Origin of the sequence: Sphingobium sp. SJ10-10 (assembly GCF_036038995.2) — a bacterium.
Classification (GTDB): domain Bacteria; phylum Pseudomonadota; class Alphaproteobacteria; order Sphingomonadales; family Sphingomonadaceae; genus Sphingobium.
Window position 1 is genome coordinate 1,587,661 of record NZ_CP158132.1, and the last position, 26,384, is coordinate 1,614,044.

General features: G+C 64.3%; 24 protein-coding genes and 1 other RNA gene. 14 read left to right on the top strand and 11 right to left on the bottom strand.

Annotation, left to right across the window (positions count from 1 at the left end; translation table 11 throughout):
- Window position 1: 1 nt before the first annotated feature.
- The 5 genes from VVT58_RS07550 to ssrA all read right to left on the bottom strand — a co-directional run bounded on the left by VVT58_RS07550 (window position 2) and on the right by ssrA (window position 7,266).
- Window positions 2-1,441: a CHAD domain-containing protein gene (locus VVT58_RS07550; RefSeq protein WP_327753529.1), complete on the bottom strand. Its 1,440-nt coding sequence runs from the start codon at window positions 1,439-1,441 to the stop codon at window positions 2-4.
- A gap of 156 nt (window positions 1,442-1,597) precedes the next feature.
- Window positions 1,598-4,282 (bottom strand): TonB-dependent receptor domain-containing protein, encoded by a 2,685-nt coding sequence (locus tag VVT58_RS07555; protein ID WP_327753528.1) that lies wholly within the window; start codon window positions 4,280-4,282, stop codon window positions 1,598-1,600.
- A gap of 89 nt (window positions 4,283-4,371) precedes the next feature.
- Complete coding sequence (locus tag VVT58_RS07560) at window positions 4,372-5,964, bottom strand: hypothetical protein (protein WP_327753527.1); 1,593 nt, start codon at window positions 5,962-5,964, stop codon at window positions 4,372-4,374.
- Between the two features lie 281 nt (window positions 5,965-6,245).
- Window positions 6,246-6,629 (bottom strand): tetratricopeptide repeat protein, encoded by a 384-nt coding sequence (locus VVT58_RS07565; RefSeq protein ID WP_327753526.1) that lies wholly within the window; start codon window positions 6,627-6,629, stop codon window positions 6,246-6,248.
- A gap of 290 nt (window positions 6,630-6,919) precedes the next feature.
- Window positions 6,920-7,266: a transfer-messenger RNA gene (gene ssrA / locus VVT58_RS07570) on the bottom strand.
- A gap of 23 nt (window positions 7,267-7,289) precedes the next feature.
- Here ssrA and VVT58_RS07575 point away from each other — a divergent pair.
- The gene (locus VVT58_RS07575; RefSeq protein ID WP_327753525.1) at window positions 7,290-8,042 is read left to right on the top strand and encodes an NRDE family protein; all 753 of its coding nucleotides are present in this window, start codon (window positions 7,290-7,292) and stop codon (window positions 8,040-8,042) included.
- Window positions 8,043-8,479: 437 nt separating this feature from the next.
- Here the strand turns inward: VVT58_RS07575 and VVT58_RS07580 are convergent, their stop codons facing one another.
- Both VVT58_RS07580 and VVT58_RS07585 read right to left on the bottom strand, forming a co-directional pair.
- Window positions 8,480-9,175 carry an anti-sigma factor gene (locus VVT58_RS07580; protein ID WP_327753524.1) on the bottom strand — a complete coding sequence of 232 codons (696 nt, stop codon included), beginning with the start codon at window positions 9,173-9,175 and terminating at the stop codon, window positions 8,480-8,482.
- Window positions 9,172-9,660 (bottom strand): RNA polymerase sigma factor, encoded by a 489-nt coding sequence (locus VVT58_RS07585; RefSeq protein ID WP_066555825.1) that lies wholly within the window; start codon window positions 9,658-9,660, stop codon window positions 9,172-9,174. The genes VVT58_RS07580 and VVT58_RS07585 overlap by 4 nt, the downstream gene beginning before the upstream one ends.
- Window positions 9,661-9,751: 91 nt before the next feature.
- Here VVT58_RS07585 and VVT58_RS07590 point away from each other — a divergent pair, with 91 nt between their 5' ends.
- The 3 genes from VVT58_RS07590 to VVT58_RS07600 all read left to right on the top strand — a co-directional run bounded on the left by VVT58_RS07590 (window position 9,752) and on the right by VVT58_RS07600 (window position 12,503).
- Window positions 9,752-11,044 (top strand): S8 family serine peptidase, encoded by a 1,293-nt coding sequence (locus tag VVT58_RS07590; protein WP_327753523.1) that lies wholly within the window; start codon window positions 9,752-9,754, stop codon window positions 11,042-11,044.
- 100 nt (window positions 11,045-11,144) lie between these two features.
- Window positions 11,145-11,807, top strand: coding sequence for a hypothetical protein (locus VVT58_RS07595; RefSeq protein WP_327753522.1), 663 nt, complete (start codon window positions 11,145-11,147; stop codon window positions 11,805-11,807).
- A gap of 276 nt (window positions 11,808-12,083) precedes the next feature.
- Complete coding sequence (locus VVT58_RS07600) at window positions 12,084-12,503, top strand: hypothetical protein (RefSeq protein WP_066561532.1); 420 nt, start codon at window positions 12,084-12,086, stop codon at window positions 12,501-12,503.
- Window positions 12,504-12,590: 87 nt separating this feature from the next.
- Here the strand turns inward: VVT58_RS07600 and ctrA are convergent, their stop codons facing one another.
- Together ctrA and VVT58_RS07610 are read right to left on the bottom strand one after the other, a co-directional pair.
- Window positions 12,591-13,298, bottom strand: a complete 708-nt coding sequence (gene ctrA / locus VVT58_RS07605) for a response regulator transcription factor CtrA (protein ID WP_007688543.1) — start codon at window positions 13,296-13,298, stop codon at window positions 12,591-12,593.
- A gap of 209 nt (window positions 13,299-13,507) precedes the next feature.
- Window positions 13,508-14,401, bottom strand: a complete 894-nt coding sequence (locus tag VVT58_RS07610) for a LysR family transcriptional regulator (protein WP_066555821.1) — start codon at window positions 14,399-14,401, stop codon at window positions 13,508-13,510.
- 120 nt (window positions 14,402-14,521) lie between these two features.
- Between VVT58_RS07610 and VVT58_RS07615 the strand changes: the two genes are divergently transcribed.
- The 7 genes from VVT58_RS07615 (at window position 14,522) to VVT58_RS07645 (ending at window position 20,297) form a co-directional block, all read left to right on the top strand.
- The gene (locus VVT58_RS07615) at window positions 14,522-15,241 is read left to right on the top strand and encodes a pirin family protein (RefSeq protein WP_327753521.1); all 720 of its coding nucleotides are present in this window, start codon (window positions 14,522-14,524) and stop codon (window positions 15,239-15,241) included.
- A 112-nt stretch (window positions 15,242-15,353) separates the two neighbouring features.
- Window positions 15,354-15,953 carry an NAD(P)H:quinone oxidoreductase gene (gene wrbA / locus VVT58_RS07620; RefSeq protein ID WP_066555818.1) on the top strand — a complete coding sequence of 200 codons (600 nt, stop codon included), beginning with the start codon at window positions 15,354-15,356 and terminating at the stop codon, window positions 15,951-15,953.
- A gap of 213 nt (window positions 15,954-16,166) precedes the next feature.
- Window positions 16,167-16,760 carry an aminodeoxychorismate/anthranilate synthase component II gene (locus VVT58_RS07625; RefSeq protein WP_327753520.1) on the top strand — a complete coding sequence of 198 codons (594 nt, stop codon included), beginning with the start codon at window positions 16,167-16,169 and terminating at the stop codon, window positions 16,758-16,760.
- Between the two features lie 96 nt (window positions 16,761-16,856).
- Window positions 16,857-17,849, top strand: coding sequence for an anthranilate phosphoribosyltransferase (gene trpD / locus VVT58_RS07630; protein WP_327753720.1), 993 nt, complete (start codon window positions 16,857-16,859; stop codon window positions 17,847-17,849).
- Window positions 17,846-18,637 (top strand): indole-3-glycerol phosphate synthase TrpC, encoded by a 792-nt coding sequence (gene trpC, locus VVT58_RS07635; protein WP_327753519.1) that lies wholly within the window; start codon window positions 17,846-17,848, stop codon window positions 18,635-18,637. Before trpD ends, trpC begins: the two co-directional genes overlap by 4 nt.
- Entirely contained in the window at window positions 18,634-19,119 is a 486-nt protein-coding gene (gene moaC, locus VVT58_RS07640) for a cyclic pyranopterin monophosphate synthase MoaC (RefSeq protein ID WP_327753518.1), read from the top strand. The genes trpC and moaC overlap by 4 nt, the downstream gene beginning before the upstream one ends.
- A complete protein-coding gene (locus VVT58_RS07645; RefSeq protein WP_327753517.1) occupies window positions 19,116-20,297 on the top strand; it encodes a molybdopterin molybdotransferase MoeA in 1,182 nt (393 codons plus the stop codon). Before moaC ends, VVT58_RS07645 begins: the two co-directional genes overlap by 4 nt.
- A 108-nt stretch (window positions 20,298-20,405) precedes the next feature.
- Here the strand turns inward: VVT58_RS07645 and VVT58_RS07650 are convergent, their stop codons facing one another.
- A complete protein-coding gene (locus VVT58_RS07650; protein WP_169576135.1) occupies window positions 20,406-20,564 on the bottom strand; it encodes a hypothetical protein in 159 nt (52 codons plus the stop codon).
- Window positions 20,565-20,718: 154 nt separating this feature from the next.
- Between VVT58_RS07650 and lexA the strand changes: the two genes are divergently transcribed.
- Window positions 20,719-21,402 carry a transcriptional repressor LexA gene (gene lexA / locus VVT58_RS07655; protein WP_327753516.1) on the top strand — a complete coding sequence of 228 codons (684 nt, stop codon included), beginning with the start codon at window positions 20,719-20,721 and terminating at the stop codon, window positions 21,400-21,402.
- On the opposite strand, the gene VVT58_RS07660 is transcribed toward lexA, so the two are convergent.
- The gene (locus VVT58_RS07660; protein WP_405053688.1) at window positions 21,393-23,558 is read right to left on the bottom strand and encodes a ComEC/Rec2 family competence protein; all 2,166 of its coding nucleotides are present in this window, start codon (window positions 23,556-23,558) and stop codon (window positions 21,393-21,395) included. The genes lexA and VVT58_RS07660 overlap by 10 nt on opposite strands.
- Before the next feature lie 27 nt (window positions 23,559-23,585).
- Between VVT58_RS07660 and gltX the strand changes: the two genes are divergently transcribed.
- Window positions 23,586-25,040, top strand: coding sequence for a glutamate--tRNA ligase (gene gltX, locus VVT58_RS07665; RefSeq protein ID WP_327753514.1), 1,455 nt, complete (start codon window positions 23,586-23,588; stop codon window positions 25,038-25,040).
- 17 nt (window positions 25,041-25,057) lie between these two features.
- On the top strand, window positions 25,058-26,344 hold the full coding sequence (locus VVT58_RS07670) for a citrate synthase (RefSeq protein WP_066561525.1): 1,287 nt from the start codon (window positions 25,058-25,060) through the stop codon (window positions 26,342-26,344).
- Window positions 26,345-26,384 lie beyond the last annotated feature (40 nt).

The following is a 26,384-nucleotide window of genomic DNA, read 5'->3' on the forward strand; positions in this document are numbered from 1 at the left end:
TTCAGCGCCAGAAACGCGGAGCCTCCACCAATTGCTCATGAGCGTCGGCCGCCTCGGCAATCAGCTTGCGCTTCTTCTTCGGCCGGGCCTGCATCCCGTGCTCGCCGTTCAGCCCATAATGCGCCAACAGCCCCGGCGCTGCGACCAGATCGTTCAGTTCGCCCAGACCTGTCTGCACCTCCTCCAACGCAGCGATGAACTTCGCCTGCCGCCGCCGCTGTCTCCTACCCGCGAATAGCCCGGCGAAAAATTCGGAGGCATAGCGCAGCTTCTTCGCATCCTTGCGCACTTCATGACGCGCCTCGTCGGTCAGCTTCGCAAGATGCGCGCCCTGCTTCGCGATCCGCTTGTGCAGCCGCTGCAACCGCCGCGCGGCGAAGTCCACGGCCGGCTCAGCGCGCTCGCCCTCAGCCTGCCCAGTCCCCAATGTCAGCCATTCGACCAGATCGATCAGCAGCGCCCGCACCCGCGCCGATTCAAGCCATTGCCTGACCCGGCCATGCGCTTCTGTCCGCACGGCATCCAGCCGGTCGCGCAGTTCGCCCTCCTCCGCCCGATCCGCCAGGACATCCAGATTGCGCGCCTCGCCCAGCATGGCCGCCAACCATTTCAGCTCGCCCTGAAAGCGCGCGACGTCCGCCTTCTCCAGCATCGGCATGAACAGCCAGAAGGCCGACCGCAGACGCCGGACCGCGACCCGCGCCTGATGCAGCGCCCTGGCGTCATAATGATCGAGCAGCAGCGCCTCGTTCAGCCGATAATGGCGCAGACAGCTTCCGGCGATCCGGGAAAATGCCTCCTCCGCCGTCATCGACGGGTCCAGCGCCACCGGCTCCGCCTTGACGGAGGCAGCGACCGCGTCGCGCAGGCGATATCCTCTTTCGGCCTTGGTCAGCACGCCGGGCCGCACCGGAATTTCGGCATCGATCCGCCGCGCCAGGAGGAAGAGGGCATCCGGCACGCCCGATTTCAATTCCAACTCGACCTCGCAGATCGTCGCCTGCCGGTCCCCAGCACTGGCCTGCCCCCGGTCGAGTACCAGTTCGATGACAGCCCCATCCTGCTCGACGATCCATCTGCGCCGTTCTACATCGACGTGAAAGGCCGGCTCGATGGCATGCACTGCCTCCCCCAGCAGCGCGGCGACCGGCGTGCGCGCATCCAGAACGGGTACGTCGTCCGCGACCGGCATTTCCCACTCCGCTCGGGCGAACAACCCCGCCCCGCCTTTCCCGTCATCCTTGACCGTCTGGACCCGTGCACCGTCCGCCCGCCGGATGCGAAGGCTCATCCCACGCCCCGCCAGATCCCGATCGGCTGTGTCGAAATAGATTGCGTGCAAATGCGCCACGTCGCTGTCCGCCGGAAGAAAAGCCAGCAGCCCGAACGCGTCCGCCGCGTCAGGCGCCAGTTCCAGCTTCAGTTCGACTTCCCGTTTCACGCGCCGCCGCCTCCGCGCACTCCATGGTCATGACCGATGGAGCGGAGCCTTTACCATGAACCGGTTGCGCAGGCGAATCGTTCCAGAATCAGAACGGCCGACCCGCCAGACGCGGATCGGCCGTTCGATGCCTTGGGAGCGAAGTAAGAACTACGCTTAGAAAGCGACCGTCAGCGAGGCCGCAATGGTCGTGCCGATCTTGTATCGATTATAGAACACCTTGTTGCCGTCCAGTTCCTGAAACTCCTGGAATTTCCGGCCGGTGATATTGCGAGCCTCGAACTTGAACTCGCTGTTGATCCCGCCCGGCAGCTTCACCGCCTGACGCGCCACGAAATCAAGGGTCAGGCCCGGCTTTTCCTGGATGTCCGGCTGAAGGTTCGGCCCGCGGCTGGTCACGCGTGGGCTGGCATAGGTCAGCAACAGCGTCTGCTGCGACAGCCTGTCGGTATCCTCCAGACCGATCTGGAAGTTCACCAGATGATCCGACTGCCCGGTCAGCGGCACGCCATCCTGGAAATAGTCCGATGCCGCCGGCAACGCGCCGGTGGTGTAGCTATAGGGAATGGTGGTGTCGCCGTCGCTGACCTTCAGCTTCGACTGGGTATAGGTATAGTTGCCGATCAGCACGATCCGGCGGCTCTGGAAGAAGGCGGCATCCGACCAGCCGTCCAGCGGCAGATATTTCTGCGCCTCGATCTCCGCGCCATACAGTGTCGCTTCGGGCGCATTGGCGAAGCTGGTGGTCACGTCATATTTGTCGTTGATCGTGGTGTAGGTTTCGATCGGATTGTCGATCTTCTTCCAGAAACCCGCCAGCGTCAGCCGCTCGTCGCGCCCCATATACCATTCGGCCCGCGCTTCGGCATTCCACAATTCGCTGTCCTGCAGGAACGGGTTGCCGCGATAGAAGCGGTTGGATTCCGTGTCGATATAGGGCTGCGCGATCAGTTCGCGGAACTGCGGGCGGGCGATGGTCTTCGACCCGCTGATGCGGAACTGAAGACCCTTGGCCGCTTCGAACGTCACTGTCGCGGCGGGCAGCCAGTAGCTCTTGTCGATCTTGTTCACCGGCGTCACGCCCGTATTGTAGACGTCGATGCCCGTGACCGACTGCTTGCCCTTTTCATAGCGCACGCCCGCATCGACGGTGACGCCCGGCACCAGCTCCGCCTTCACCTGGCCATAGCCGGCATGAACGCGCAGCGCGGCATCATAGACCGGATAATTGCCCGAGAAGTCGAGCAGCGTCATATCGTAAAGCTGGATCGCGGCGTCCGACAGCAGATAATCGGGCCGCATCTGCTGCGCCCCGATCGGCAGGTTGGTCGCATCGAAATGCAGTTCATAGCGGGACGAACTGCGCTTCGTATCGCTAAAGGCATAGCCCGCCGTCAGCGTCAAGGCAGGCGAGAATTTGTAGCTGAGGTCAGCGCCCGCCGACCACAGATCCTCGGTCAGATCGCTGAAGGTGATCGACGCGTCGCCCCGCTGGCGGTTGAGCGCGTTGATGAAGCGATCCCCCACCGGATCGATGGCAAGGGGGCGATTGGTCCGCACATATTCGAACTCGCGCTCATAGGGCGCCTCGCGCTGCGAATTGGCATAGCCGCCGCGCATGTCCAGGCTGAGGGCATCGCCCAGCTTGAACTCACCGACCAACTGCGTGTCGATCAACTGCCGCTCATACCAGGCGGTATTCTGCTTCATATAATCCGCGCCTTCAATCTCGCCATTATTCTGGCCGAGCGAAAGGGCACCACGCTTCAGCGTGTCGCGGATATAAACGTTGGTCCAGCGGATCTTCTGCTCGCCCAGTTCCAGCCCGACGCCGAACAGCGCGTTGACGGTGATCTCATTGTCCGTGTTGACCTGCGTGCCGGTCTTGCCGGGCGCTTGGCTGAGGTCGGTCGATGCTTGCTGGAGCGTTTCGCGCGTCCGCCACTTGTTGCTGTAGGAAGCGGTCAGCAACAGCCCCATGCGCCCGTCGCTGCCGACGTCGAAGGAGGTGCCCCCATTCAGCGACCCGGAGAAATTGAACGGCAGGCTGTTGGTCCGCTGCAACACCGAGGTCTTGGCATTGAGGAACTGCATCGAGATTGCTTGCAAGTCGCTGCGCGGAATGTTCGAGAAGGGCACGCCGCTCTTGAACGCCTCCGCCAGCAACGGCGGCACGTCGCGGGAACTGTCGTCGAAGCCGGTCCAGTCGGACTTGGCGCCATAATAGGTATAGCCGAGCTGACCCGACGTTTCCGTATTGGCGGAGCTGCCGACGCTCAGTTCCAGATAGCTTTCGACCGGAATCGCCTTGGTGGTGAGGTTGATGACGCCGCCGCCGAATTCGCCGGGGAAGTTGGCCGAATAGCTCTTCTGCACCAGGGTCGAGGCGATGACGCTGGTCGGGAAAATGTCGAGCGGCACGACGCGCTTCAGCGGTTCGGGGCTGGGCAGCGGCGAACCGTTGAGCAGCGCCAGCGAATAGCGGTCGCCAAGGCCGCGCACATAGACATAGCCGCCCGACACGACCGAAAGGCCGGTCACGCGCTGGAGCGAACCGGCGATATCGCCCTCGCCCGTGCGCTTGATGTCGGCGGCCGACAACACGTTCACCACCTGCGGCGCTGCCTGCGACACATTGCTGGTGCGACGGCCGGTAACGATGATGTCGGAACCGGGGATGGAAACGTCGATCCGGCCGGCCTGCGCATCCGCTTCCTCGGATTGCGTGGGCGTGCCGGAGGTGGCAGGCGGCGTGGGCGCGGCATTCTGGGCCATGGCCGCAGGCGCGACCAGCGCGGTGGAAATCAGGAGCAGGCGCGCCATGTTCAGCGGCTGTGACATGCAAATGTCCCCCAAAGGAAATTCAGTGCAAAGAAGGCGGGGAAGCGCCGGATGCACGCTTCCCCGCCCCTGTTGAGGTCAGGAACCGATCAGGTGGTCGGAATGGCCGTGCAGTTCTTGCTCGTGCTGCCGAAGCTCGCCGTCACCGAGTTGCAGGTCCAGCCCGCATACCAGGTGTCGTTGCTGTCCTTCACCGCGCCGACATAGTTGGTGGTGGTGAAGTTGCTGTCGATCGTCTTGGGGTCGATCGCGGTGCGGGCGGTTTCGGTCGCGCCGTTGATGAACAGGCTGGTCAGCGACGGCGTGTAGCTGAAGCTGCTGTTCGGATCGGTCGTGAAGATCGACTGGACCAGCGCCACGTCCGCGCCGCCCGTGCCCTTGAACGGGGTGGCGTTGCACTGCATCACCACCGACAGGTAGCGCGGCTTGCCCGCATCCTGCAGCGCCGGATCGGCATCCCGCACGGTCGACGCGCTGTTGATGCGCAGGCAGCTTTGGTCGGGGCTGACGATGATGCCGTTCACCATGGCCAGGTCGGCGCCGCCGCGCAGCATCATGGCCGCGCCGTCGTCGCCGGTGTTCGACCGCTGGATGTGGGTAAAGTTCGCCACCTTCAGATATTGACGGGGCAGCGCATCCTCGCTCGCATTGCTGGCCGCGCCGGCAATGGGGTTGGAGTCCGTCTCGGTGAAGGTGTCACCGATATTGGCGTTGGCGCGCTGGATCGAGATGATGAACTGCGCCGTGCCGCGGAAGCCCACGTCGGTGTCGAGATTGTCATCCTCGTTGCCGGTCAGGACCAGATATTTCATGTGGGTCGAACCGCCGAAGACCTCGATACCGTCGTCGGAGCTGTTGTGGACCTGGATATGGTCGATCTGCGTGCCGGTGCCGACGCCCGAGGGGGTCAGACCCTGCAATTCCTTGCCGTTCGCCAGCACGAAGCCGGAATAACGGATCTGGACATAGCTCAGGCGGCCCGAATTGTCGGCATCGTCCGCGCCGCCGAAAATGGCGTTGCTGGTGCCTTCGGTGTCACGCGTACAGGCGGTGGTGCCCGGCGCGGCGGCCGGTGCGTCGCAATCGGTGATCTTCGCGCGGCCGAGCAGCACGATGCCGCCCCACTGGCCCGACGACTGGTCAGTCGCGGCGCCGGTCACGTTTTCGCGGCTGGTGAAGACGATCGGGCTGGCGGCGGTGCCGACGGCGTTGATCTTATTGCCGCGATTGACCGCCAGATAGGCGTTGCCAGTGCTGGCGAAGACCACGACGCCCGGATCGATCGACAGGGTGACGTTGGTGCCTGTGCTCGCGGCGCCCTGGTCAGTACCGACATCGACGCGGCCGGGCAGCGAGTAGATAACGCCCGTGGTCTTGGCGATCGCCGTCGTGCTGTTGAAACGGGCCGGGAAGCCGCAGTTCCGCCAGGTGTTGCTGCCATCGGTGATGGTGCCCAGATCCTGCAACTGGTCGGAACCGGCGATCGTCGGGCAACCCGAGGCCGGCGTCACCGCCGTCGGTGTAGGCGTCGGCGTGGGAGTCGGAGTCGGCGTGGGGGTGGGCGTCGGCAGGACGATCGTGCCCTCACCGGGCGAAGCGATGTCGTCGGCGCCGCAAGCGCTCAGCGCCGCGCAGGCGCAGCCCGCCATCAGGATCGTTTGAAAACGGTTAATCTTGGCCATGTCGTCTCCGCTCCGGCCCAGGCCGGCTTGTGATGTGATGCGGAGCGCAAGGGGAACTCGAATCGGACAACGCCCCCTGTCGCCCTCAGAGGGGGCAGCTAGGACGCGCGCATGACAGCATGATTTTGATTTAGTGACGAAATGGCGTCTTTAAAATGACAGTTTAAAGACAGTTATTTCATTTTTGCGACAGAGCGCGGCGCGTAACATAAAGCAGGGGCGCCACCCCTATGCTGGGATGACGCCCCCTCTCCCTGCACCCAGGGCTTCGCCATGCAGTTTCAGCGCATGGCGTATTGCGCTTCCAGACGGCCCATCGCCCGCCGCGCGATATCCCGCGAGGAGGACTCATTGCCATCGGCCGTGACCAGCAGTGAATCCGGCGCGAAACGGGCCGCCTTATAGGCCGCGCGCGCCGCCTTCATCTTGCCCATGCCGGCATAGGCGTTACCCAGATTGATGAGCCGCGCGGGGTCGTTGGCCGCGTCGGGACGCACGACTTCCAGCCGCTGCGCCGCATGGGCATAATCGCCCGATACCAGAGCGCCCGCGGCCAAGTGGCCATCAGGCACGCCAACGACGACCACCTCGTCAGGTGCCGCGAAAGCCACGGCCGGCGAAAACGCAAGCAGCGCCAGACCGAAAGTCGCAGCCACCTTCTTCATCCCGATTCTCCCAAAAAAAACCTTCTATAATAGCGATGAGTATTTCACTTTGATGACATGGGGACAAGATGCGAACAAAGGCCAAAAAAGGATTTTTACTTATTTTAAAACAATGACTTACAAATTTTACGCAATAGTGTCATAAAAATGTAATCGAATGAACGAGTTATGCGATGCCCGATTCGAATCGCAAAAACGGCGCATGAGGCCCATTGAGCGCCCGCGCCGCGAAATCCGAATAATGTTTGAAGGTCCGGAGGGTTCTGTTGCCCGGCCCCTCCGGAGGCCGCTGAATTCCCTTCTGTTGCCCGGTGGGTTCAACCGCGTTCTTTTTGAGTAATGTCCGGCCGTGAGGCCATCAATTACGCAGCAAGAGCAAGAGCCTCGTTATCGTTGGCACTTACGTGTTTTGAACCTTTTTACGGCGTACTCAGGCCGGGTGAAAATATCGCTTTTCAACACACGTCGATCCTAGTTCGGCCCCGTCAAACACCCCGCGCAAAGCCGGGATATGTGGTGGAGCCGCCGGGTACCGCCCCCGGGTCCGCTGCGCCTATTGCACGACACGATTTATCACCATAGCCGGGCGAACCCGGCACGCGCCTATATGGAGAGGCGCGGACGGTTTATCAAGCCGTCGCAGATCAGGAGGATGAAGGCATGTGCATCATGGCAATGGCGTGGAACGCGCATCCGCGCTGGCGGCTGATCCTGATCGGCAACCGCGACGAACTGCACGCCCGCCCCGCCGCACCGCTCGCCCGCTGGGAGCCGCCGAACCATCTGATCGCGGGCCGCGACCTGCTTTCGGGCGGAACCTGGCTGGGCGTGTCGGAGCAAGGCCGCGCCGCTATCGTCACCAATTTGCGCGGCTATGGCGATCCCCGCCCCGATCGCGCCTCTCGCGGCGCGCTGGTGACGGATCTTCTGGCAGGCCGCGAAGCTGTTGCGCTGGAGGATTTCAATCCCTTCAACCTCATCCTGCTCGACCGGAATCAGGCCCATTTCCTTACCAATCGCCCCGCCCCCTTGCGGACTGAACTCACCCCCGGCCTCTACGGCCTCTCCAACGGCACGCTCGACGCGCCCTGGCCCAAGACGCTGGCGCTTAAATCGGCCCTGCTCGACTGGCTGATGACCGAGGCCGTTGATCCCCTGACGCTGTTCGATGCCCTCCGCCTGGAAAGCCTGCCCCACGCGGGTATCGCTCCCGACACCCCTTCCGACGTTCCCGCCGAAGCCCTGATCTCCCCCATCTTCATCCGCAATCCGGCTTATGGCACCCGCTGCAGCACGATCATCGCTATCGACGCGCAAGGCCATGGGACCATCACCGAACGCCGCTTCGATCCGGAGGGTACGCAAACGGGAGAGAACAGCCTCCCCTTCGCATGGCCTGTGGCGGAGAAATGACGACAACCGACCATTTCACGCCGAAGTTCACAGTGTACGCGCGCACGTGCCTGCGCGCGCGTATGCGTGGCGACGCGATGTGCCGGACGTTTCAAAGAGGGATGCGGGATAGGCCCGTTGGCGCGGAATAGGACAGGCGCAATCCTGCCCTGTCGGCGGAATAGGATGTTTTTTTGGATTCTGTAGCCATTGGGCAACGCATGATCCTTAGCCAGTCCTCCACGGTCAGGATCGGATGATGGGAAGGAGGGTCTGAAAATGGCCATTCCAAGACATTCCCCTCCCGTAAACGGGAGGGGTTAGGGGTGGGTGCGAGCGAAGCGAGCTTCCCGGTTAGCCGTTGAAAATCGCCGCTGATGTCGCGCCAGCCCACCCCCTAGCCCCCTCCCGTTTACGGGAGGGGGAATGGCGGGAAACCACCCAAAGCAGCCGCTATTCTAACGCCATTCCTTGTCCTTTGCCGTCTTCTCCTGCGCGGCATCGAGCGGGGCGCCATCGATCAGTGCATCGACCGTCGCCATGATACGCGCATCGCCCGAGGATGCCTGACGATAGGCCATCTGCTGCCCTGCACCCGGCACAAGTTGTTGCACTTGCCAGCCTTCCCCCTCGCGACAGGCGACGCCCGAAACTGCCTGCCCTTCGAAGCTGCGGCACCAGCCGCCGCCCTTGCGCCGGAAGCTGAGACCGATGTGGATCGGCGCGTCCTCCTGCGCGGAAGCGAGTTGGGTTTCGAGCGCTGACGCCAGTTCGCCCCTGGCGATCATGGCGCCCTTCTCGACTGCAATCGGCCCTTCGGGCCCGCCCGACAGATGCCCGATGCCCAGACCCAGCAGGAGGCTGGCGGCAATGGCGCCGCCTGTTCCCCAATGACGCCAGCGCGGGGCCGCAGGACGAACGAGCGGGACGACCTTCGCATTCCCCTCCAACAGCGCCCGCAGTCCGGCAGGCACCGGCTCCGCCTCCACCGGGGCATAATGGCCCGACAGCCGTTCCCGCAAGCGACGGTGCATCTCCAGCCGCTCGGCCAGGGCCGGATCCTCCGCCACGGCGCGATCGACGCGCCGCCGCGTGACTTCGTCCAGTTCGCCATCGACCCAGGCGATCAACATGGCTTCATCGATGTCGGTCATGCCGCTTCCCCCAGCAGTTCGATCAGCGCGCCGCGCCCGCGCACCAGCCGCGACGTCAGCGTTCCCATGGGAACGCCCAGCACATCGGCCGCTTCCTTGTAGGATAGCCCCTCGACCAGCACGAGCGCGATCGCCTCCCGCTGCTCGTCGGGCAAGGCATGCATGGCGCGATCCACATCGGACAGCATGACATGCGCCTCCATATCGCGGTCACCCGCATGACCGACATGCTCGCCCGCCTCTTCCGGCGCGAAAGTCCGGGCGGCGCGCTGGCGCGAGCGGCCCTCATCGATCCAGAGATTGCGCATGATCCGATACATCCAGCTATCCAGTCTCGTCCCCGGCTGCCATTGATCGCGTGCCTTGAGCGCCTTTTCCAGCGCCGCCTGACAGAGATCGTCCGCATCGGCGCGGTCCCGCGACAGGCTGGCGGCAAAACGCCGCAGCCGGGGCAGGATCGCCAACAGATCGCTTTCGAACGACATCCGGTCTCCATTTCTGTCCGTCAGGGATGAAACGACCGTCGCCCGCCGTTTCATCCCTGAAGATGGATCTTGTATCGGAAATTTTTTCGCGATGAATCATTTTGAGAGCGAAAGGACGGGACGCGCCGGTGGTAGAGAGGTCGAGATGAAATTCGCACGACCATGGATCGTCGCCGGTCTGCTGCTGACCGCGCCCGGCGCACAGGCTCAATTGCTCTCTTCCTCCGGCAACGCGCTGGGGCAGGTGGGCGGCATCGTGCCCAATGTGCTGGACCGGGTGGAAGGAACGCTGGACCAGTCCGGCCTGGACCGGCTGTCGCCTGCTCGTCTGGCAGACCGGCTGGTGGCGGTGCGAGCGGCGCGGATCGATGATCTGCTGCGACGACATGCGGACTCGGTGGAACTGGACGACCGGCGCGAACCGGCACGGCGGGGCGTCATATTGCTGACCGGCGCGGGAGCAGAAAGCATCGAGGCGCTGCGCACAGCGGGCTATGGGGTCGAAAATGCGGCGATTGAGGGGCTCGACCTCAGCATTGCCCGCCTGATCGTGCCGCAGGGCCGCAGCCTGTCCCGCGCATTGAAACAGGTGCGGTCGATCGCCCCCGAAGCGCAGGCGAGCGCCGACAATCTCTATTTCCCCAGCGGTCCCTCGATCGGAATGACGGCTGCCGCGCTTGCGGAAGCTGGTCCGGTGCGGGGCAAGGCGGCGGGACTGATCGATGGAGGCGTAGCGCGCCACCCGGCGCTGAGCGGTCCGGTCGAGCAACAGGGCTTTGCCCGTGGCGCTCCCCGCGCCAGCTCCCATGGGACAGCGGTGGCGTCGCTCATCAGCGGGGCGGGCAGCGTGCGCGGCGCAGCGCCTGGCGTGCCGCTGCTGGTGGCCGATGTCTATGGCGACGATCCGGCTGGCGGCGGCGCCTTTGCGATAGCGCGGGCGCTCGGATGGATGGCGGCGCGTGGGGCCAGCGTGGTGACGGTCAGTCTGGTGGGACCGGATAATCCGCTGCTGGCGGGCGCGATCCGTCTGGCGCGGGACAAGGGCGTGACCGTGGTCGCGGCGGTCGGCAATGACGGACCAGCGGCGCCTCCCGCCTATCCCGCCTCCTATCCCGACGTGATCGCCGTCACCGGCATTGACGGGCGCGGGCGCGTCCTGCCCGAAGCCGGGCGAGCGCGCCATGTCGATTTCGCCGCGCCGGGAGCGGACATGAATGCGGCGCGTCCCGATGGCGGCAAAGGCAGGGTGCGGGGCACCTCCTTCGCGGCGCCGCTGGTGGCGGGGCGGCTGTTCGCCACCGGCAGCGTTCGCGCCCTGCGCTCGGAGGCGAAGCGCGGCGCAGGGCCAGCGGTCATTTGCAGCGAATGCAGAAATATTGATTGAATTTCAATATCTTGCAAAATTCTTTCGGCGGATTGGGATTAAACTGGATCGCCCTTCCGTTGTCCTTTCATCGGATCGACAACGAACAAGGAGACGATCGATGAAAGTCAAATTCCTACTTGCCACCGCCGCTCTTGCCGCCCTGACGGCGGCGCCCGCCTCGGCCCAATTGCTGGGCGGCGGGGGTGGCGGCGCGCTCGGCGGCGGCCTTGGCGGTGCGCTGGGTGGTGTCGGCGGATCGCTGGGCGGCACGCTTGGCGGTTCCGGCGGCATCGGCCTCGACCGCAGCATCGACCTGGAAAGTGGCCGCGTGGGCGCCAGCGGTTCGGGCCATGGCAGCGGCAGCGGTTCCGCCACGGGATCGGTCAGCCGTCATGGCAAGAGCCATAGCGGCAGCGCGTCCGGCTCCGCGAGCGGATCCGCCGGCGGCAGTCTGACCGCCGATACGCTGGGCACCAGCGACGTCAGCAACGCCGTGGGCGGCGTGCGCGATCAGGCCGGCAGCACGGCGGGCGCAGCGCGGGAGCGCACCGCCAGCGCCGTCGCCAACACCCGCGCCCGTGCGGACTCGGCGGTCAGCGCGACCCATGATCGGGCCGCCAACGCAGCCGGCAGCGCGGCCGGGACTGCAAGCGGCATCGCGAACACCGCCAATGGAGCAGCCTCGATCGATGCCGCTGGGCAGCTTTCGGGCGGGGGCCAGGCATCGGGCCAAGCTTCAGGATCGCATGGTTCTTCCACGTCGGATCAAGCGGACCAATAACATCCCGACGGGGCGGCCCCACAGTCGGCTTTCAGCCACCCCCCTTCCGCCCCACCGCTTGATCCAAAGGCCGGTCCTCCCATCGGGATGGCCGGCCTTTCCCTATCAGCTAGGGCCGAAACGGCCTGGTCAATTGGGTTGTCATCATCCAACTTTCCATTGCCCTGTAAAAGGGTTAAACCAAAGTTATAGGCATTCCGCCGGGCGAGGGTCCGAACGGAATGAGGTCGCAATCGGGGTCGTCAGGACGCCAAGAAGGAAGAGTTGCGGGAGTTCATGCCCGATTCCGATCCGGAATTTCTTTCAAAGCGCCTGCATGACCGGCAGCGTCGGCTGCTGAAGGCGCGCATGCGCCATCCGCGCCACGGCGAAATCGACATATTGGTCCGCGACGTTTCGGAACTGGGCATCGGCGGACGATGCGAGTTGGAACTGGCCCTGGACGACAGCGTGATCATCGAACTGCCCGATTGCGCGCCCGCAGAGGGCAGGATCGTCTGGCGCAAGGGTCAGGCCTTCGGCGTGCATCTCAACGCTTCGATCAATCCCGCAAGCGTAAAAAGCCCTGCCCCGGCCGACAAGCCGGTTGAGACATCCTATCGGGTTCCCGCAAATTTCCGACCCTCGGTAGACACGAAAAGGCCGGGTTTCAGAACCCGATTGCCGGGCCTGGACACCCGCTTCAAATGGGATTGACCCCATTTTGAGGCGGTAAACAGAAAAGGCCGCCGATCCTTCGCGGATCGTCGGCCTTTTCTATTTCCGGGACGAATGCGGGATGCGTCAGGCGACCTTGGTGGCGAACTCTTCCGCTTCGTCCGGATCGCGCAGCACATAGCCGCGGCCCCAGACGGTCTCGATATAATTTTCGCCATTGCAGGCCAGCGCCAGCTTCTTGCGCAGCTTGCAGATGAAGACGTCGATGATCTTGAGTTCGGGTTCGTCCATGCCGCCATAGAGGTGGTTCAGGAACATTTCCTTGGTCAGCGTCGTGCCCTTGCGGAGCGAAAGCAGCTCCAGCATCGCATATTCCTTGCCGGTCAGATGGACGCGGTTGCCGTCCACTTCCACGGTCTTGGCGTCCAGATTCACCGCCAGCTTGCCGGTGCGGATGACGGACTGCGAATGGCCCTTCGAGCGGCGCACCACGGCATGGATGCGGGCGATCAGCTCTTCGCGATGGAACGGCTTGGTCACATAATCGTCGGCGCCGAAGCCGAAGGAACGGACCTTGCTGTCCATCTCCGCCACGCCGGACAGGATCAGCACCGGCGTCTGCACCTTGGCCGCGCGGAGCTTCTTGAGCACGTCATAGCCGTGCATGTCCGGCAGGTTCAGGTCCAGGCAGATGATGTCGTAGTCATAGAGCTTGCCGAGGTCGAGACCCTCTTCGCCAAGGTCGGTCGTGTAGACGTTGAACCCCTCGGTCGTGAGCATCAGCTCAATCGCCTTGGCGGTCGTCGGTTCGTCTTCGATTAGCAGCACGCGCATGTGAAGCCCCTTTGCGTAGCAGTCCCGTTCACCCCCAGAGAACGGCAGCCGCTCCAATTCATTAACCAAAAAACTTCTGAAGGACAAAGGTTAATTTTTCGCTAACCGGCAGAAATCCACGAGTCGCGCGATTTTGAATCAGTTTGCAATGTTTTGAGGTCGAAATGATTCAGATGGAGTCAATATGGATTCATCTTCGAAACGAGCCTTCAACAGCCATGATGGCGGGTCAGGAAGTCGAGCACCGCGTCGACCCGCGCCGGCCGCAGACGCGACGGCGGCGTGACCAGATGAATGCCCAAGAGCGGCGGCCGCCAGTCGACCAGAATCTCTTCCAGTTCGCCTGACGCCATCGCTTCACCGACGATGAAGTCGGGCAGCCGGGCAATGCCAACGCCGGCGCGCAAGGCGGGCAGCATCGCCTCTCCGCTGTTAACCGTTATCCGGGCGCGGACCTGCACCACGACATTCTGCTGGCCGGGGCCAGAAAAGCGCCAGACGTCGGGCGTCGGCGTGTTGGAATAGCACAAGCAGTCATGGCCGCCGAGGTCCGACGGGTGAGTCGGGCGCCCCCGCTCCGCCAGATAGGCTGGCGAAGCGACGGCATGCACTTTGACATCCGCCAGCCGCCGGGCGCGGAGCGAACTGTCGGGCATGTCGGCAATGCGGATGGTGGCGTCCAGCCCCATTTCCACCAGGTCGATTTGCGCATCGGACAGGTGCAGATCAATGTCCACCTGCGGATTCTGCTTGGTGAATTCCGCGATCAGCGGCGCAACGCGGAGCAGGCCGAAGGTCATCGGCGCGCCCAGACGAACCGTGCCGGAAAGTTCCGCCGTTTCATCCCGCGCCGCCTCCTCCGCCGCCTGTCCTTCGGAGAGGATGCGCGCGGCATGATCCGCCAGCCGCTTGCCGCTTTCGGTCAGGGCAAGACGGCGACTGGTGCGGCTGAACAGGCTGGTGTCGAGATGCTGCTCCAGCCGGGACACCGCCTTGGACACGGTAGCCTTGGAAACGCTCAGCGCCTTGGCGGCGTCGGTGAAGCTGCGATGCTCGACCACGGCGGCGAACATCGCCCAGGCCTCGAAATCGGGAAGACGCATAAGGAAACAATCCGTTTCAATGCTGCTTATTCAAGAAACGATCCTGATCGCTAGATTATCGGAAAGCAAGCCGGAAGCGCCCGTTTGGGAAGCGGACGGCAACATTCGAAAGGCAAGCATATGAGCACGACCGTCGGGAGTCGCATCGAGCGCCGCCCCTTCGCCTCGCTCGGCCATGCCGACCATGGCTGGCTGAATGCGCGGCATCATTTTTCCTTCGCGGACTATCATGATCCCGCCCGCATGCACTGGGGCGCGATCCGGGTGTGGAACGACGATGAAATCGGCCCGCGCTCCGGCTTTCCGCCGCATCCCCATGCGGACATGGAAATCATCACCTATGTCCGCAAGGGCGCGATCACCCATCAGGACAGCCTGGGCAACAAGGGCCGCACCGAGGCCGGCGACGTCCAGGTGATGAGCGCGGGCACCGGCATCCGCCATGCCGAATATAATCTGGAGGACGAGACGACGACGCTCTTCCAGATCTGGGTCATTCCGCGCAGCCGGGGCGGCCAGCCGAGCTGGGGCGCCAAGCCTTTCCCCAAGGGCGATCGGTCCGGCAAGCTGGTGGTGCTGGCCAGCGGCCATGACGACGACAAGGAAGCGCTGCGAATCCGCGCCGATGCCCGCCTGTTGGGCGGCACGGTCAAGGCGGGCGAGAGCGTGACCTATGAGAGTGGCGAAGGGCGTCACCTCTATCTGGTCCCCGCAACGGGCCGGGTCGAGATCGAAGGCCAGATTTTCGAGGCGCGGGATGGCGCCGCGATCATCGGCGGCGCGCCCATCACCATCAAGGCGATCGAGGACGCCGAAATCGTCCTGGTCGACAGCGAATAGGTCCCTCCCCCCGGGGCCAAGGCCGCCCGCGCAATCCCCCCTCCCCCGCGCGGGCGGCCAGATTTTTCGAAACCTTTTTACGATCAATGCATTAACCCGATTGGAGACACTCATGGCTAAGGTTCTGGTTCTCTATTACTCCTCCTACGGCCACATCGAGACGATGGCGAAGGCCGTGGCGGAAGGCGCCGCCGCCGCTGGCGCGCAAGTCGATATCAAGCGCGTCCCCGAAACGGCGCCGCTGGAAGTCGCGCAGGCCGCGCATTTCAAGCTGGACCAGGAAGCGCCGGTCGCGACCGTCGCGGATCTGGCGGATTATGACGCGATCATCATCGGCACCGGCACCCGCTTCGGCCGCATGTCGAGCCAGATGGCGGCTTTTCTGGACCAGGCCGGCGGCCTCTGGGTACGCGGCGCGCTGAACGGCAAGGTCGGCGGAGCCTTCACCTCAACCGCCAGCCAGCATGGCGGACAGGAAACCACCTTATTCTCGATCATCACCAACCTGCTGCATTTCGGCATGGTGATCGTCGGCCTCGACTATGGCTTTGCCGGGCAGATGGGCGTCGACAAGGTCCGTGGCGGATCGCCCTATGGCGCGACCACGCTGGCGGACAGCGACGGCAGCCGCCAACCGGGCGAGGAAGAATTGGAAGGCGCGCGCTATCAGGGCCGCCGCATCGCGGAAACGGCGCTGAAGCTGCACGGCTAAGACAGCCGAACGGAAAATGCATTGCTGCGCCGTCTAAGCGGTGCAGTCGTTGAGAGCCTTGGGTCGCCAGGCATCAACGCAAGCGGGGGAGCCGGCGCATGGACTGCGCGCCGGCTCCCTTTCTTTTTTGCCTCAAGCCAAATAGGCGAACGGGCAAATCCCACGCACCCACCCCCACTTCCCCAACTCCCAATCCCGCGCTAAAGCTTCCCCATGATCCTCGTCATCGACAATTACGACAGCTTCACCTGGAATCTGGTCCATTACCTCATGGAACTGGGCGCGCAGGTGGAGGTCGTCCGCAACGACGCCATTTCCGCCGGTCAGGCGCTCTCCACCGGCGCACAGGCCTTCCTGCTGTCGCCCGGCCCCTGCACCCCCAATGAGGCGGGCGTCAGCCTTGATCTCGTCGCCGCCTGCGCGGATGCGGGCGCACCCCTGCTGGGCGTATGCCTTGGCCACCAGTCGATCGGGCAGCATTTCGGCGGCAAGGTGGTGCGCGGCGGCCTGATGCACGGCAAGACCTCTCCCGTCAGCCATGACGGCACCGGCCTGTTCGAAGGGCTCCCCTCGCCCTTCACCGCGACCCGCTATCACTCGCTGATCGTCGAGGACATTCCCGACAGCCTGATCGTCAACGCCACCAGCGAAGACGGATCGGTCATGGGCTTCCGCCACCGCGACCTGCCGATTCACTCGGTCCAGTTCCATCCGGAAAGCATCGCCACCGAACATGGCCATGACATGCTGGCGAACTTCATGCGGATCGCGGGCATCCCGGTTCAGGAACGCGTCGCCGCGCTTTGATAATGTCTCTTGCGTCGCCCTGAATGCCGCTCGCATAGTGAATTTCAGGCTTGCCCATCTCGACTCCGGCGCCATCCCATGATTAAGGCAGCGTCGATGACCCGCCTGCCCGATCCTACTGGCTCCCTCGACGCGCAACAGGCCGCCACGGCCTTCGACTTGCTGTTCGACGCCGACCTCCCTGAAGAGGAGATTGCGGGCTTCCTCGTCACCATGGCCCGCCGTGGCGAGACGGCCACGGAAATCGCCGCCGCCGCCCGCGCCATGCGCAACCGCATGATCCCGGTCAGCGCTCCTGCGGGCGCAATCGACGTCTGCGGCACCGGCGGCGACGGACACCATACGCTCAACGTCTCGACCGCCGTATCGCTGGTGGTCGCAGCCGCGGGCATCCCCGTGGCCAAGCATGGCAACCGCGCCGCCTCCTCCAAGGCGGGCGCTGCCGACACGCTGGAAGCACTCGGCCTCAACCTCGACCGTGCCGCCGCGACAGCCGAAGCGACGCTGGCCGATCTGGGTATCTGCTTCCTCTTTGCGCAGAACTACCACCCCGCGCTCAAACGCCTCGGTCCGATCCGCAAGGCGATAGGCGAACGCACCATCTTCAACCTGATGGGCCCGCTCGCCAATCCGGCCGGGGTCCGCCGCCAATTGGTCGGCATCGCCCGCCCGGCCTATGTCCCCATCTATGCGGAGGCGCTGGCGGACCTTGGCGTCGACCATGCGATGATCGTCTCCGGCGACGAAGGGCTGGACGAACTGTCGCTGGCAGGCGGCAATGATCTGGCGGAAGTGAAAGGCAACAGCCTGATCGCGATGCGCCGCCTGACGTCCGCCGAACTCGGCCTCTCCACCCATCCGGTGGAAGCGATCAGGGGCGGCGACCCCGCCTATAATGCCGCCGCGCTCCGCGCCCTGCTGCAAGGCGAAACGGGGCCGTATCGGGATGCCGTGCTGTTGAATGCCGCAGCGGCCCTTGTCGTCGCGGATGCCGTGTCCGACTTCCGCGAAGGCGTGGAGGAAGCCGCCGAAACCATCGATCGCGGGCTTGCCAACGCGCTCCTCAATTGCTGGATTGCCTATCAATGACCAACAAGCTGATCGAAATCTGCGATGTGAAGCGGGATGAAGTCGCCCGGCGCAAGGCCGCGATCACCGTCTCCACGCTCCACGCCCGCGCCGCCGAACAGACGCCCCCGCGCGGTTTCCGCAAGGCGCTGGACGATGCCGCCCGCTCCGGCTTCGGCCTGATCGCGGAGATCAAGAAGGCCAGCCCTTCCAAAGGCCTGATCCGTCCCGATTTCGACCCGCCCGCCCATGCCCAGGCCTATGCGGCGGGCGGCGCGGCCTGCCTGTCGGTATTGACCGACGAGCCTTATTTCCAGGGCCATGACGATTATCTGATGGCCGCCCGATCCGCCTGCGCCCTGCCGGTGCTTCGCAAGGATTTCATGGTCGACCCCTGGCAGGTGCTGGAAAGCCGCTCGCTGGGCGCCGACGCCATCCTCATCATCGTCGCCGCGCTGGACGACGGTCAAATGGCGGAAATCGAGGACGCTGCCCTCGGCCTCGGCATGGACGCTCTCATCGAAGTGCATGACGCGCAGGAGCTGGAACGGGCGATGAAGCTCCGCTCGCGCCTGATCGGCGTCAACAATCGCGACCTGCGCGACTTCACCGTCGATTTCGCCCGCACCTATGAACTGGTCGGACAGGCTCCGGAAGGTTGCACCTTCGTCGCGGAAAGCGGGATCGGCAGCCATGACGACCTGATCGCCATGTCGGACCATGGGGTGCGCTGCTTCCTGGTCGGGGAAACCCTTATGAGGCAGGCCGATGTCGAAGCCGCGACCCGCAACCTGCTGACGGGGCAATGAGCAAGCTCACCCATCTGGACGAGGACGGCTCGGCCCATATGGTCGATGTCTCGGCCAAGGCAGTCACAGCCCGCGAGGCCATCGCCACCGGCCGCATCACCATGAGCGGGGAAGCCGCCGCCGCCATCGCCCAAGGCCTGGTGAAAAAGGGCGACGTACTGGCAGTCGCCCGTGTCGCGGGCATCATGGCCGCCAAGCGCACCGCCGAACTGATCCCGCTCTGTCATCCGATCCCGCTCAGTTCCGTCAGTATCGCCTTCGACCTCGACGACAGCGGCGTCACCGTCACCGCCACCGCGAGAACCTCAGGCCAGACGGGTGTCGAGATGGAAGCGCTCACCGCCGCGTCGGTCGCATTGCTGACCGTCTACGACATGGCAAAGGCGCTCGATAAAGCCATGGTCATCAGCGACGTCCGCCTGCTCGCCAAAACCGGCGGCAAGTCCGGCGACTGGACTGCCGGGGACGGGCGCGCGGCATGAGCCTGCTCCCGGTCGCGGAGGCGCAAAGCCGCATGATGGCGCTCGCGGCGCCGCTGCCGACCGAGCAGGCGGCCATTCCCGCCTGCTCTGGACGCTGGCTGACCGAAGATATCGCCGCGCTGCGCGATCAGCCCTGGGCCGATCTTTCCGCCATGGATGGCTATGCGATCCGCGCGGACGAATGGCCGGGGCCATGGAGAGTCACGGCCGAAAGCGCGGCTGGCGGCCCGCTTCCTCCACCGCTCGGTCCCGGCGAAGCGTGCCGCATCTTCACCGGCGCGCCCCTGCCGCAAGGCGCGGACAGCGTTCTGATCCAGGAAGATGCAGAACGGGACGAAACGATCCTGCGAGGATTGGGCGACGCTCTGGCCCATGGCCGCAATGTTCGCCGCGCTGCCTCCGATTTCGGCAAAGGCGGCCTTCTGCTGAAGACGGGCACCGTTCTCGGCCCTGCACAGATCGCCCTTGCCGTGCTGGGCGGCCATGGAAGCTTGCCCGCCGCCCGGCGTGCGCGCGTCGCCCTGCTCTCCACCGGCAATGAACTGGTTCCGCCCGGCGCGCCCGCGCTGCCAGGCCAACTCCCTTCCTCCAACGCTCCCATGCTGGCCGCGCTGCTCGGCGGCTTGCCTTGCGATATCATCGATCTGGGGATCGTGCCCGACGATCTCGACAGCGTGACCCAGGCCTTCACCCGCGCAGGGGACGCCGACATCATCGTTTCGACCGGCGGCGCGTCGGTGGGGGATCATGACATCGTCCGCCCCGCCTTCACCCGCGCTGGTGGCTCGCTCGATTTCTGGAAGATCCGCATGCGGCCGGGCAAGCCGCTCATGGCCGGCACGCTGGGCTCCGCCATCTTCCTCGGCCTGCCCGGCAATCCCGTATCGGCCTTCGTTACTGCGACGTTGTTCCTGCTCCCCCTGGTCCGCCATCTGATGGGCTCCGCATCGCCCCTGCCCCGCACCGCGCTGGCAACGCTTGCCGCGCCCCTTCCCGCCACCGGAGAACGCGACGATTATCTGCGCGCGTTCCGCACCGAAGCGGGCATCGTTTCCGTGACCTCGCAGGACAGCGCCGCCACGGCCGCCCTGGCGATGGCCGACTGCCTCATCCTGCGCCCCGCCGGCTCACCCGCAGCCTTGGCGGGCGAGGCCGTCACGGTCCTCCCCCTCGCCTAAGCTCATCCTCTTCGCATAAGGAAAGGGGCCGACGAGCGACCCCTTCCAGTGCAGTCCTGATGACTAGTTGCGGCATTCAGATCATATACTGAATGGCAGCCAGGCTGTTCAGCGCTGCTGCTTGCCCGGCGCCTTGTCCTGGCGGCGTTCGTCGCCCATCTGGCCCTGGCGGTTCTCCTGCTGCTGCTGGCGTCCGCCCTGGCTGGACCGGTCGCCGCCCTGCTGATCGCGGCGTTGATCACCGCCCTGCTTGTTCTGGTTGGCCATCTTACTCTCCTATTCGCCTTCTTCGGGAAAGGCAGCCGTTTAAACGGCCCGCCCGCCGCCACGTTCCCGCAAATGCGGCAAACCGTTAGGCGCTTGACTTACCCCTTTCCGTTTCCTATGCGTTCCCCATACGTTCCAAGGAGGGCAAGGCGAGATGTTGACACCCAAGCAACAGGAATTGCTGAGCTTCATTCAGACCCGGCTGGAGGAGGGAGGCGTCTCCCCCTCTTTCGAGGAGATGAAGGAAGCGCTGGACCTGCGGTCCAAATCCGGCATTCACCGCCTGATCAACGCGTTGGAGGAGCGCGGCTTCATTCGCCGCCTGCCCAATCGCGCGCGTGCGCTGGAGGTGCTCAAGCTTCCCGACGCCATGCATCGCGCGCCCAAGCTCATTGCTCCGCTCAAAACACCCTTGGCGACCGGCCCGGCGTTGATCACGCCGCCTGCTGCCAATGACATCCTTGAGATTCCGCTGCACGGCCGCATCGCGGCGGGCGTGCCGATCGAAGCTTTGGAGGGGCAGAATATGCTCTCCGTCCCCGCGGCGCTGCTCGGGACCGGAGATCATTATGCGTTGGAAGTGGCGGGCGATTCCATGGTCGAGGCGGGAATACTCGACGGCGACTTCGCGCTCATCCAGCGCACCGAGGTGGCGCGCGAAGGACAGATCGTGGTCGCGCTGATCGACGAGAATGAGGCCACCCTCAAATATTTCCACCGCGAAGGACAGAAGGTTCGGCTCGATCCCGCCAACAGTGCCTATGAACCGCAAATCTACAATCCGCAGCAGGTCCGGATACAGGGAAAGCTGGCGGGGTTATTGCGGCGCTATAACTGACGTCCCGGCAATCCGCGCGGTCGACCCAAAGGCCGCGCGACCCAGGGATGCTCGTCATTCCCGGTCTTCACGCTGCGGATGGAGTCATGGTCGAGATCGATGGCAAGGCCGCCCGTTGCGGCCAGGGATCGTCGATCCACCTTCAACCAGCGCGGTCGGCAGACCCCCGGCAGGCGCCGATCGCTGACGACAATATCGGCGCGCGCACAATCCCGCGCCAATATGGCATTGTCGATCTTCATGCTGCTTCGCGTCAGCAGCAAGTTCCAGTTCCGGCCTCCGCCCGTCACGCGAACGGCGCAAAGATCGGGAGAACAGCGGGCTTGCGGCAACGCCGCCATTGCCTCCAGCGTGCCGTCATAGCCCGCGCTCTCCGCCATGACCTCCCGCACATAGCTGCCCGCCCGCCCGCGCAGCGTCGCCATGCCGCCATTCGCAGTCCGGACCGCGACATGGCGGCCGTCTCCCGTTATCAAGATGGCGGGTGGCGAGCTGGTCACGATCATCACCACGCCAGCCGTCACTGGCATCAAACCCGCCCAGCGCCACCGGCTTCGCCATAACAGGCACCACAACATGCCTGACAGGATGAAGCCGAACACCACCCCCGATTGCGCGGGCGCCAGAACCACCGCCCCGGGGCTGGACGCCACCCCATGCGCAACCAGCAGCAACAGGTCCAGCGCGCGGGCGGTGAGCCACCAGAAGGGGGCGCCCCATCCGCCCATATCGAACAGCAAGGCCATCGCCTCCAACGGCATGACGACCAGAGTGGTGAGCGGTATGGCCACCAGATTGGCGATCGAACCCAGCATGCCCGCCTTGTGGAAATGGAAAAGCGCGATCGGCGCCAGCACCAGTTCAACGACCAGACCCGTCGCCAGCATGCCCAAAAGATTGCGGGCGATCCGGCGCCAGATTTCCTCGTCCCGCGCCGCCAGGAAAGCACGGAATCGCGGATGCTCGCCCAGCGACACCAGGGCGACCACCGCGGCGAAACTCATCTGGAAACTCGGCCCCACCAGCGCTTCGGGCCAGAGGATCAGCACCACCAACGCGCCCGCGGCCACCAGCCTGAGCGTGATCGCGTCCCGCCCCATCGCCAGCCCGCCCAGGACCAGCAAGGCCGCAACGCAGGACCGCACGGTCGGCACTTCCGCACCCGTCAGAAGCGTATAGCCGATACCCGCCAAAGCCCCGCCGCCCGCCGCGACCAGCATCAAGGGCCAGTCGAGCGCCGCCCGACGGCTCAGCGCCATCCCCCGCATCAGCAGGAAAATCACCGCCGCGATCAAGGCCGTGACATGCAGGCCGCTGATGGACAGAAGGTGAGCAAGCCCGCTCCGCCGCATCGCGACGGCATCGACTTCGGAAATCGCGCCTTGATCCCCCGTAGCCAGAGCGGCGGCAATGCCTGCGCCCTTTCCCGGAACCCGTTCCAGAATATGCGCGAACAGCCGTGCCCTGAGCGGCGGCCCCGCCGTCGCGGGCCGCAGGACAGTGATCGGCCGCAGCACGCGCCCGGTCGCACCGATCCCGTCAAAATAGGCCCGGCGCGCGAAATCATAACCGCCCGGCAGGCTGGGTGGCGCAGGCGGCATCAGCCTCGTCCGGAAACGCAGGACCGCCCCCTCCCCGATGCCCGCCGGCATCAGCGCATCGTCAAGATTGACGCGTATCAGAGACGGCAGCGCGGGCATGCCGATCGGACGAACCAGCACGCGACTCATCTTCTGCGCAGGGCGCCGGTCGACCGATCTGACCTCCCCCGTCAGCTCGACAAAAGCCGCCCGAGGCAAGGGCTGCGCGCCCCACATCATCGCCTTTGCCCAGACCAGCAGGCATCCTGCACAGGCCAAAAGGCTGCCCGCCAGGATCGCCTGACGCACCCGTCCGCCGATCGGCAAAACAAGCGCGCCGCACGCCCCCGCCAACATGGCGCAGCAAAAGGCAAGCCATTCCAATCTATTAGGCAAGGCAAACCAGGCCGCAATACCCACAGCCAAGGCAACCGGAACCCAAAGCGGCAGCCGCTCGCGCTCTTCCTCCAGCCAAAGTTCCAGGCCGCGCCAAAGCCGTTCCGCCCTTGCCCGGACGGAAGTGACAACGGAGGTTTGTCGTGGCTCGAAAGCCATGCTAGGGGGCGTCGCGATCATGGATAGGCCGGGTGGATATCAGGGCGAATGTCAGGGAATGAAGCGGTGATTGCTACGGGTTCGAACAAGCAGGTAGTAACCCGTTTTGCGCCCTCGCCTACCGGTTTTCTTCATATCGGCGGCGCGCGCACCGCGCTCTTCAACTGGCTGTTCGCGCGTCATCATGGCGGCAAGTTCCTGCTGCGGATCGAGGATACCGACCGGGCGCGTTCCACCGAGGAAGCCGTGACCGCAATTTTCGACGGCCTGGAATGGCTGGGTCTGGGCGGCGACGAGCCCGCGGTCTTCCAGTTCGAGCGCACCCCCCGCCATGCCGAAGTGGCGAACCAGTTGCTCGCCGCCGGTCATGCCTATCGCTGCTATGCGACGCCCGAGGAACTGGCGGAACTGCGCGAGCAGCAGCGCGCCGCGAAGCAGCCGATGCGCTATGACGGGCGCTGGCGCGACCGCTCGATCGAGGAGGCGCCTGAAGGCGCACCCTTCGTCATCCGCCTGAAAGCGCCGCGCGAAGGCGAAACGGTGATCGAGGACGCCGTGCAGGGCCGCGTCGTCGTCCAAAATGCGGAGCTGGACGATATGATCCTGCTGCGCTCCGACGGCACGCCTACTTATATGCTGGCCGTGGTGGTCGACGATCATGACATGGGCGTCACTCATGTCATTCGCGGCGACGACCATCTCAACAATGCGTTCCGCCAGCTTGGCATCATCAAAGCCATGGGTTGGGAAGAGCCGGTTTATGCCCATATCCCGCTGATCCACGGATCGGATGGCGCGAAACTCTCCAAGCGCCACGGCGCGCTGGGCGTTGACGCTTATCGCGACGAAATGGGCATGCTGCCCGAAGCGGTGCTCAACTATCTGCTGCGACTCGGCTGGGGCCATGGCGATGAAGAGATCATCTCCCTCGACCGCGCCGTCGAACTTTTTGATATCACGGGCGTCGGCCGCTCACCTTCGCGCTTCGACATCAAGAAGCTGGAAAATCTGAACGGCCATTATCTGCGCGAAGCCGATGATGCGCGCCTGGCTGCGCTGGTCGCGCCGCGAGTCGCGCAAAGGCTGGGCGCAGCCCTGCCCGAAGGCGCCGAAAAGCTGTTGACCGACGCCATGGCGTCGCTGAAACCCCGCGCCAAGACGCTTAACGAAATTGCGGAGGGGGCCGAATTCTTGTTCAAAAATTGCCCGCTCGATTTTGACGAGAAGGCTCTTGCTCTGCTAGACGACTCGGCGCGCGCGCTGCTGGGACAGACAGCCGACGCTCTTGCACCCATCCAGTCCTGGACGGTCGAAGCGATCGAGGAAGCAATACGCCGCGTGGCAGAGGATGCCAGCCTCGGGCTTGGAAAGGTCGCGCAGCCTTTGCGCGCGGCGCTGACCGGTCGCACGGTTTCGCCGGGAATTTTCGACGTCCTTTTCCTTTTAGGGAAGGCGGAGAGCTTGGAACGATTGGCCGCTGTGAGGCACGCATCGGCCAATTGAAGTATCAGGAGAACAGCATGTCGGATAACAATGCCACTTTGACCGTCGGAGGCGACGCGAAAGACTATGCCATTCTGAATGGCACGGTCGGCCCGCAGGTCATCGATGTTCGCAAGCTTTACGCCAACACCGGCATGTTTACCTATGATCCGGGCTTCACCTCGACCGCGAGCTGCGATTCGGGCCTGACCTATATCGATGGCGACGCCGGCGTGCTGCTGCACCGCGGCTATCCGATCGACCAGCTTGCCGAGCAGTCGACCTTCATGGAAGTCAGCTACCTACTCCTCAACGGCGAACTGCCGTCCAAGAAGGAGCTGGAGGATTTCACCCGCACCATCACGCGCCACACCATGGTGCATGAACAGCTCACCACCTTCTACCGCGGTTTCCGCCGCGACGCGCACCCGATGGCGATCATGTGCGGCGTGGTTGGCGCGCTGTCGGCCTTCTACCATGATTCGACCGACATCAACGATCCGGAACAGCGCAAGATCGCCAGCCACCGCCTGATCGCCAAGATGCCCACGATCGCGGCCATGGCGTATAAATATTCGGTGGGTCAGCCCTTCGTCTATCCGCGCAACGATTTGAGCTACACCGCCAATTTCCTGCGCATGACCTTCTCCGTCCCGGCGGAAGAATATGAGCCCGATCCGGTCATCGTCGATGCGATGGACAAGATCTTCACGCTCCATGCCGACCATGAACAGAATGCGTCGACCTCGACCGTCCGTCTGGCCGGTTCGTCGGGCGCCAATCCCTTCGCCTGCATCGCGGCGGGCATCGCCTGCCTCTGGGGTCCGGCGCATGGCGGCGCGAACGAAGCGGCGCTCAACATGCTGCGCGAAATCGGTACCGTGGACCGCATTCCGGAATATATCGCCCGCGCCAAGAACAAGGACGATCCGTTCCGCCTGATGGGCTTTGGCCACCGCGTCTACAAAAATTACGATCCGCGCGCGACCGTGATGCAGAAGACCGCGAAGGATGTGCTGGCCAAGCTGGGCGTGAACGACCCGATCTTCGACGTGGCGAAGGAACTGGAGCAGATCGCGCTTCACGATCCTTATTTCGTCGAAAAGAAGCTCTATCCGAATGTCGACTTCTATTCGGGCGTGATCCTCTCGGCCATCGGCTTCCCGACCGAGATGTTCACCGTGCTGTTCGCGCTCGCCCGCACCGTGGGCTGGGTCGCGCAGTGGAACGAAATGATTTCGGACCCCGCGCAGAAGATCGGCCGTCCGCGTCAGCTCTACACCGGACCCGCGCAGCGCGACTATGTCCCGGTCGAAAAGCGCTAAGCGGCGCTGACAATGAGAAAAGGGAAACGGCGCCCGATGG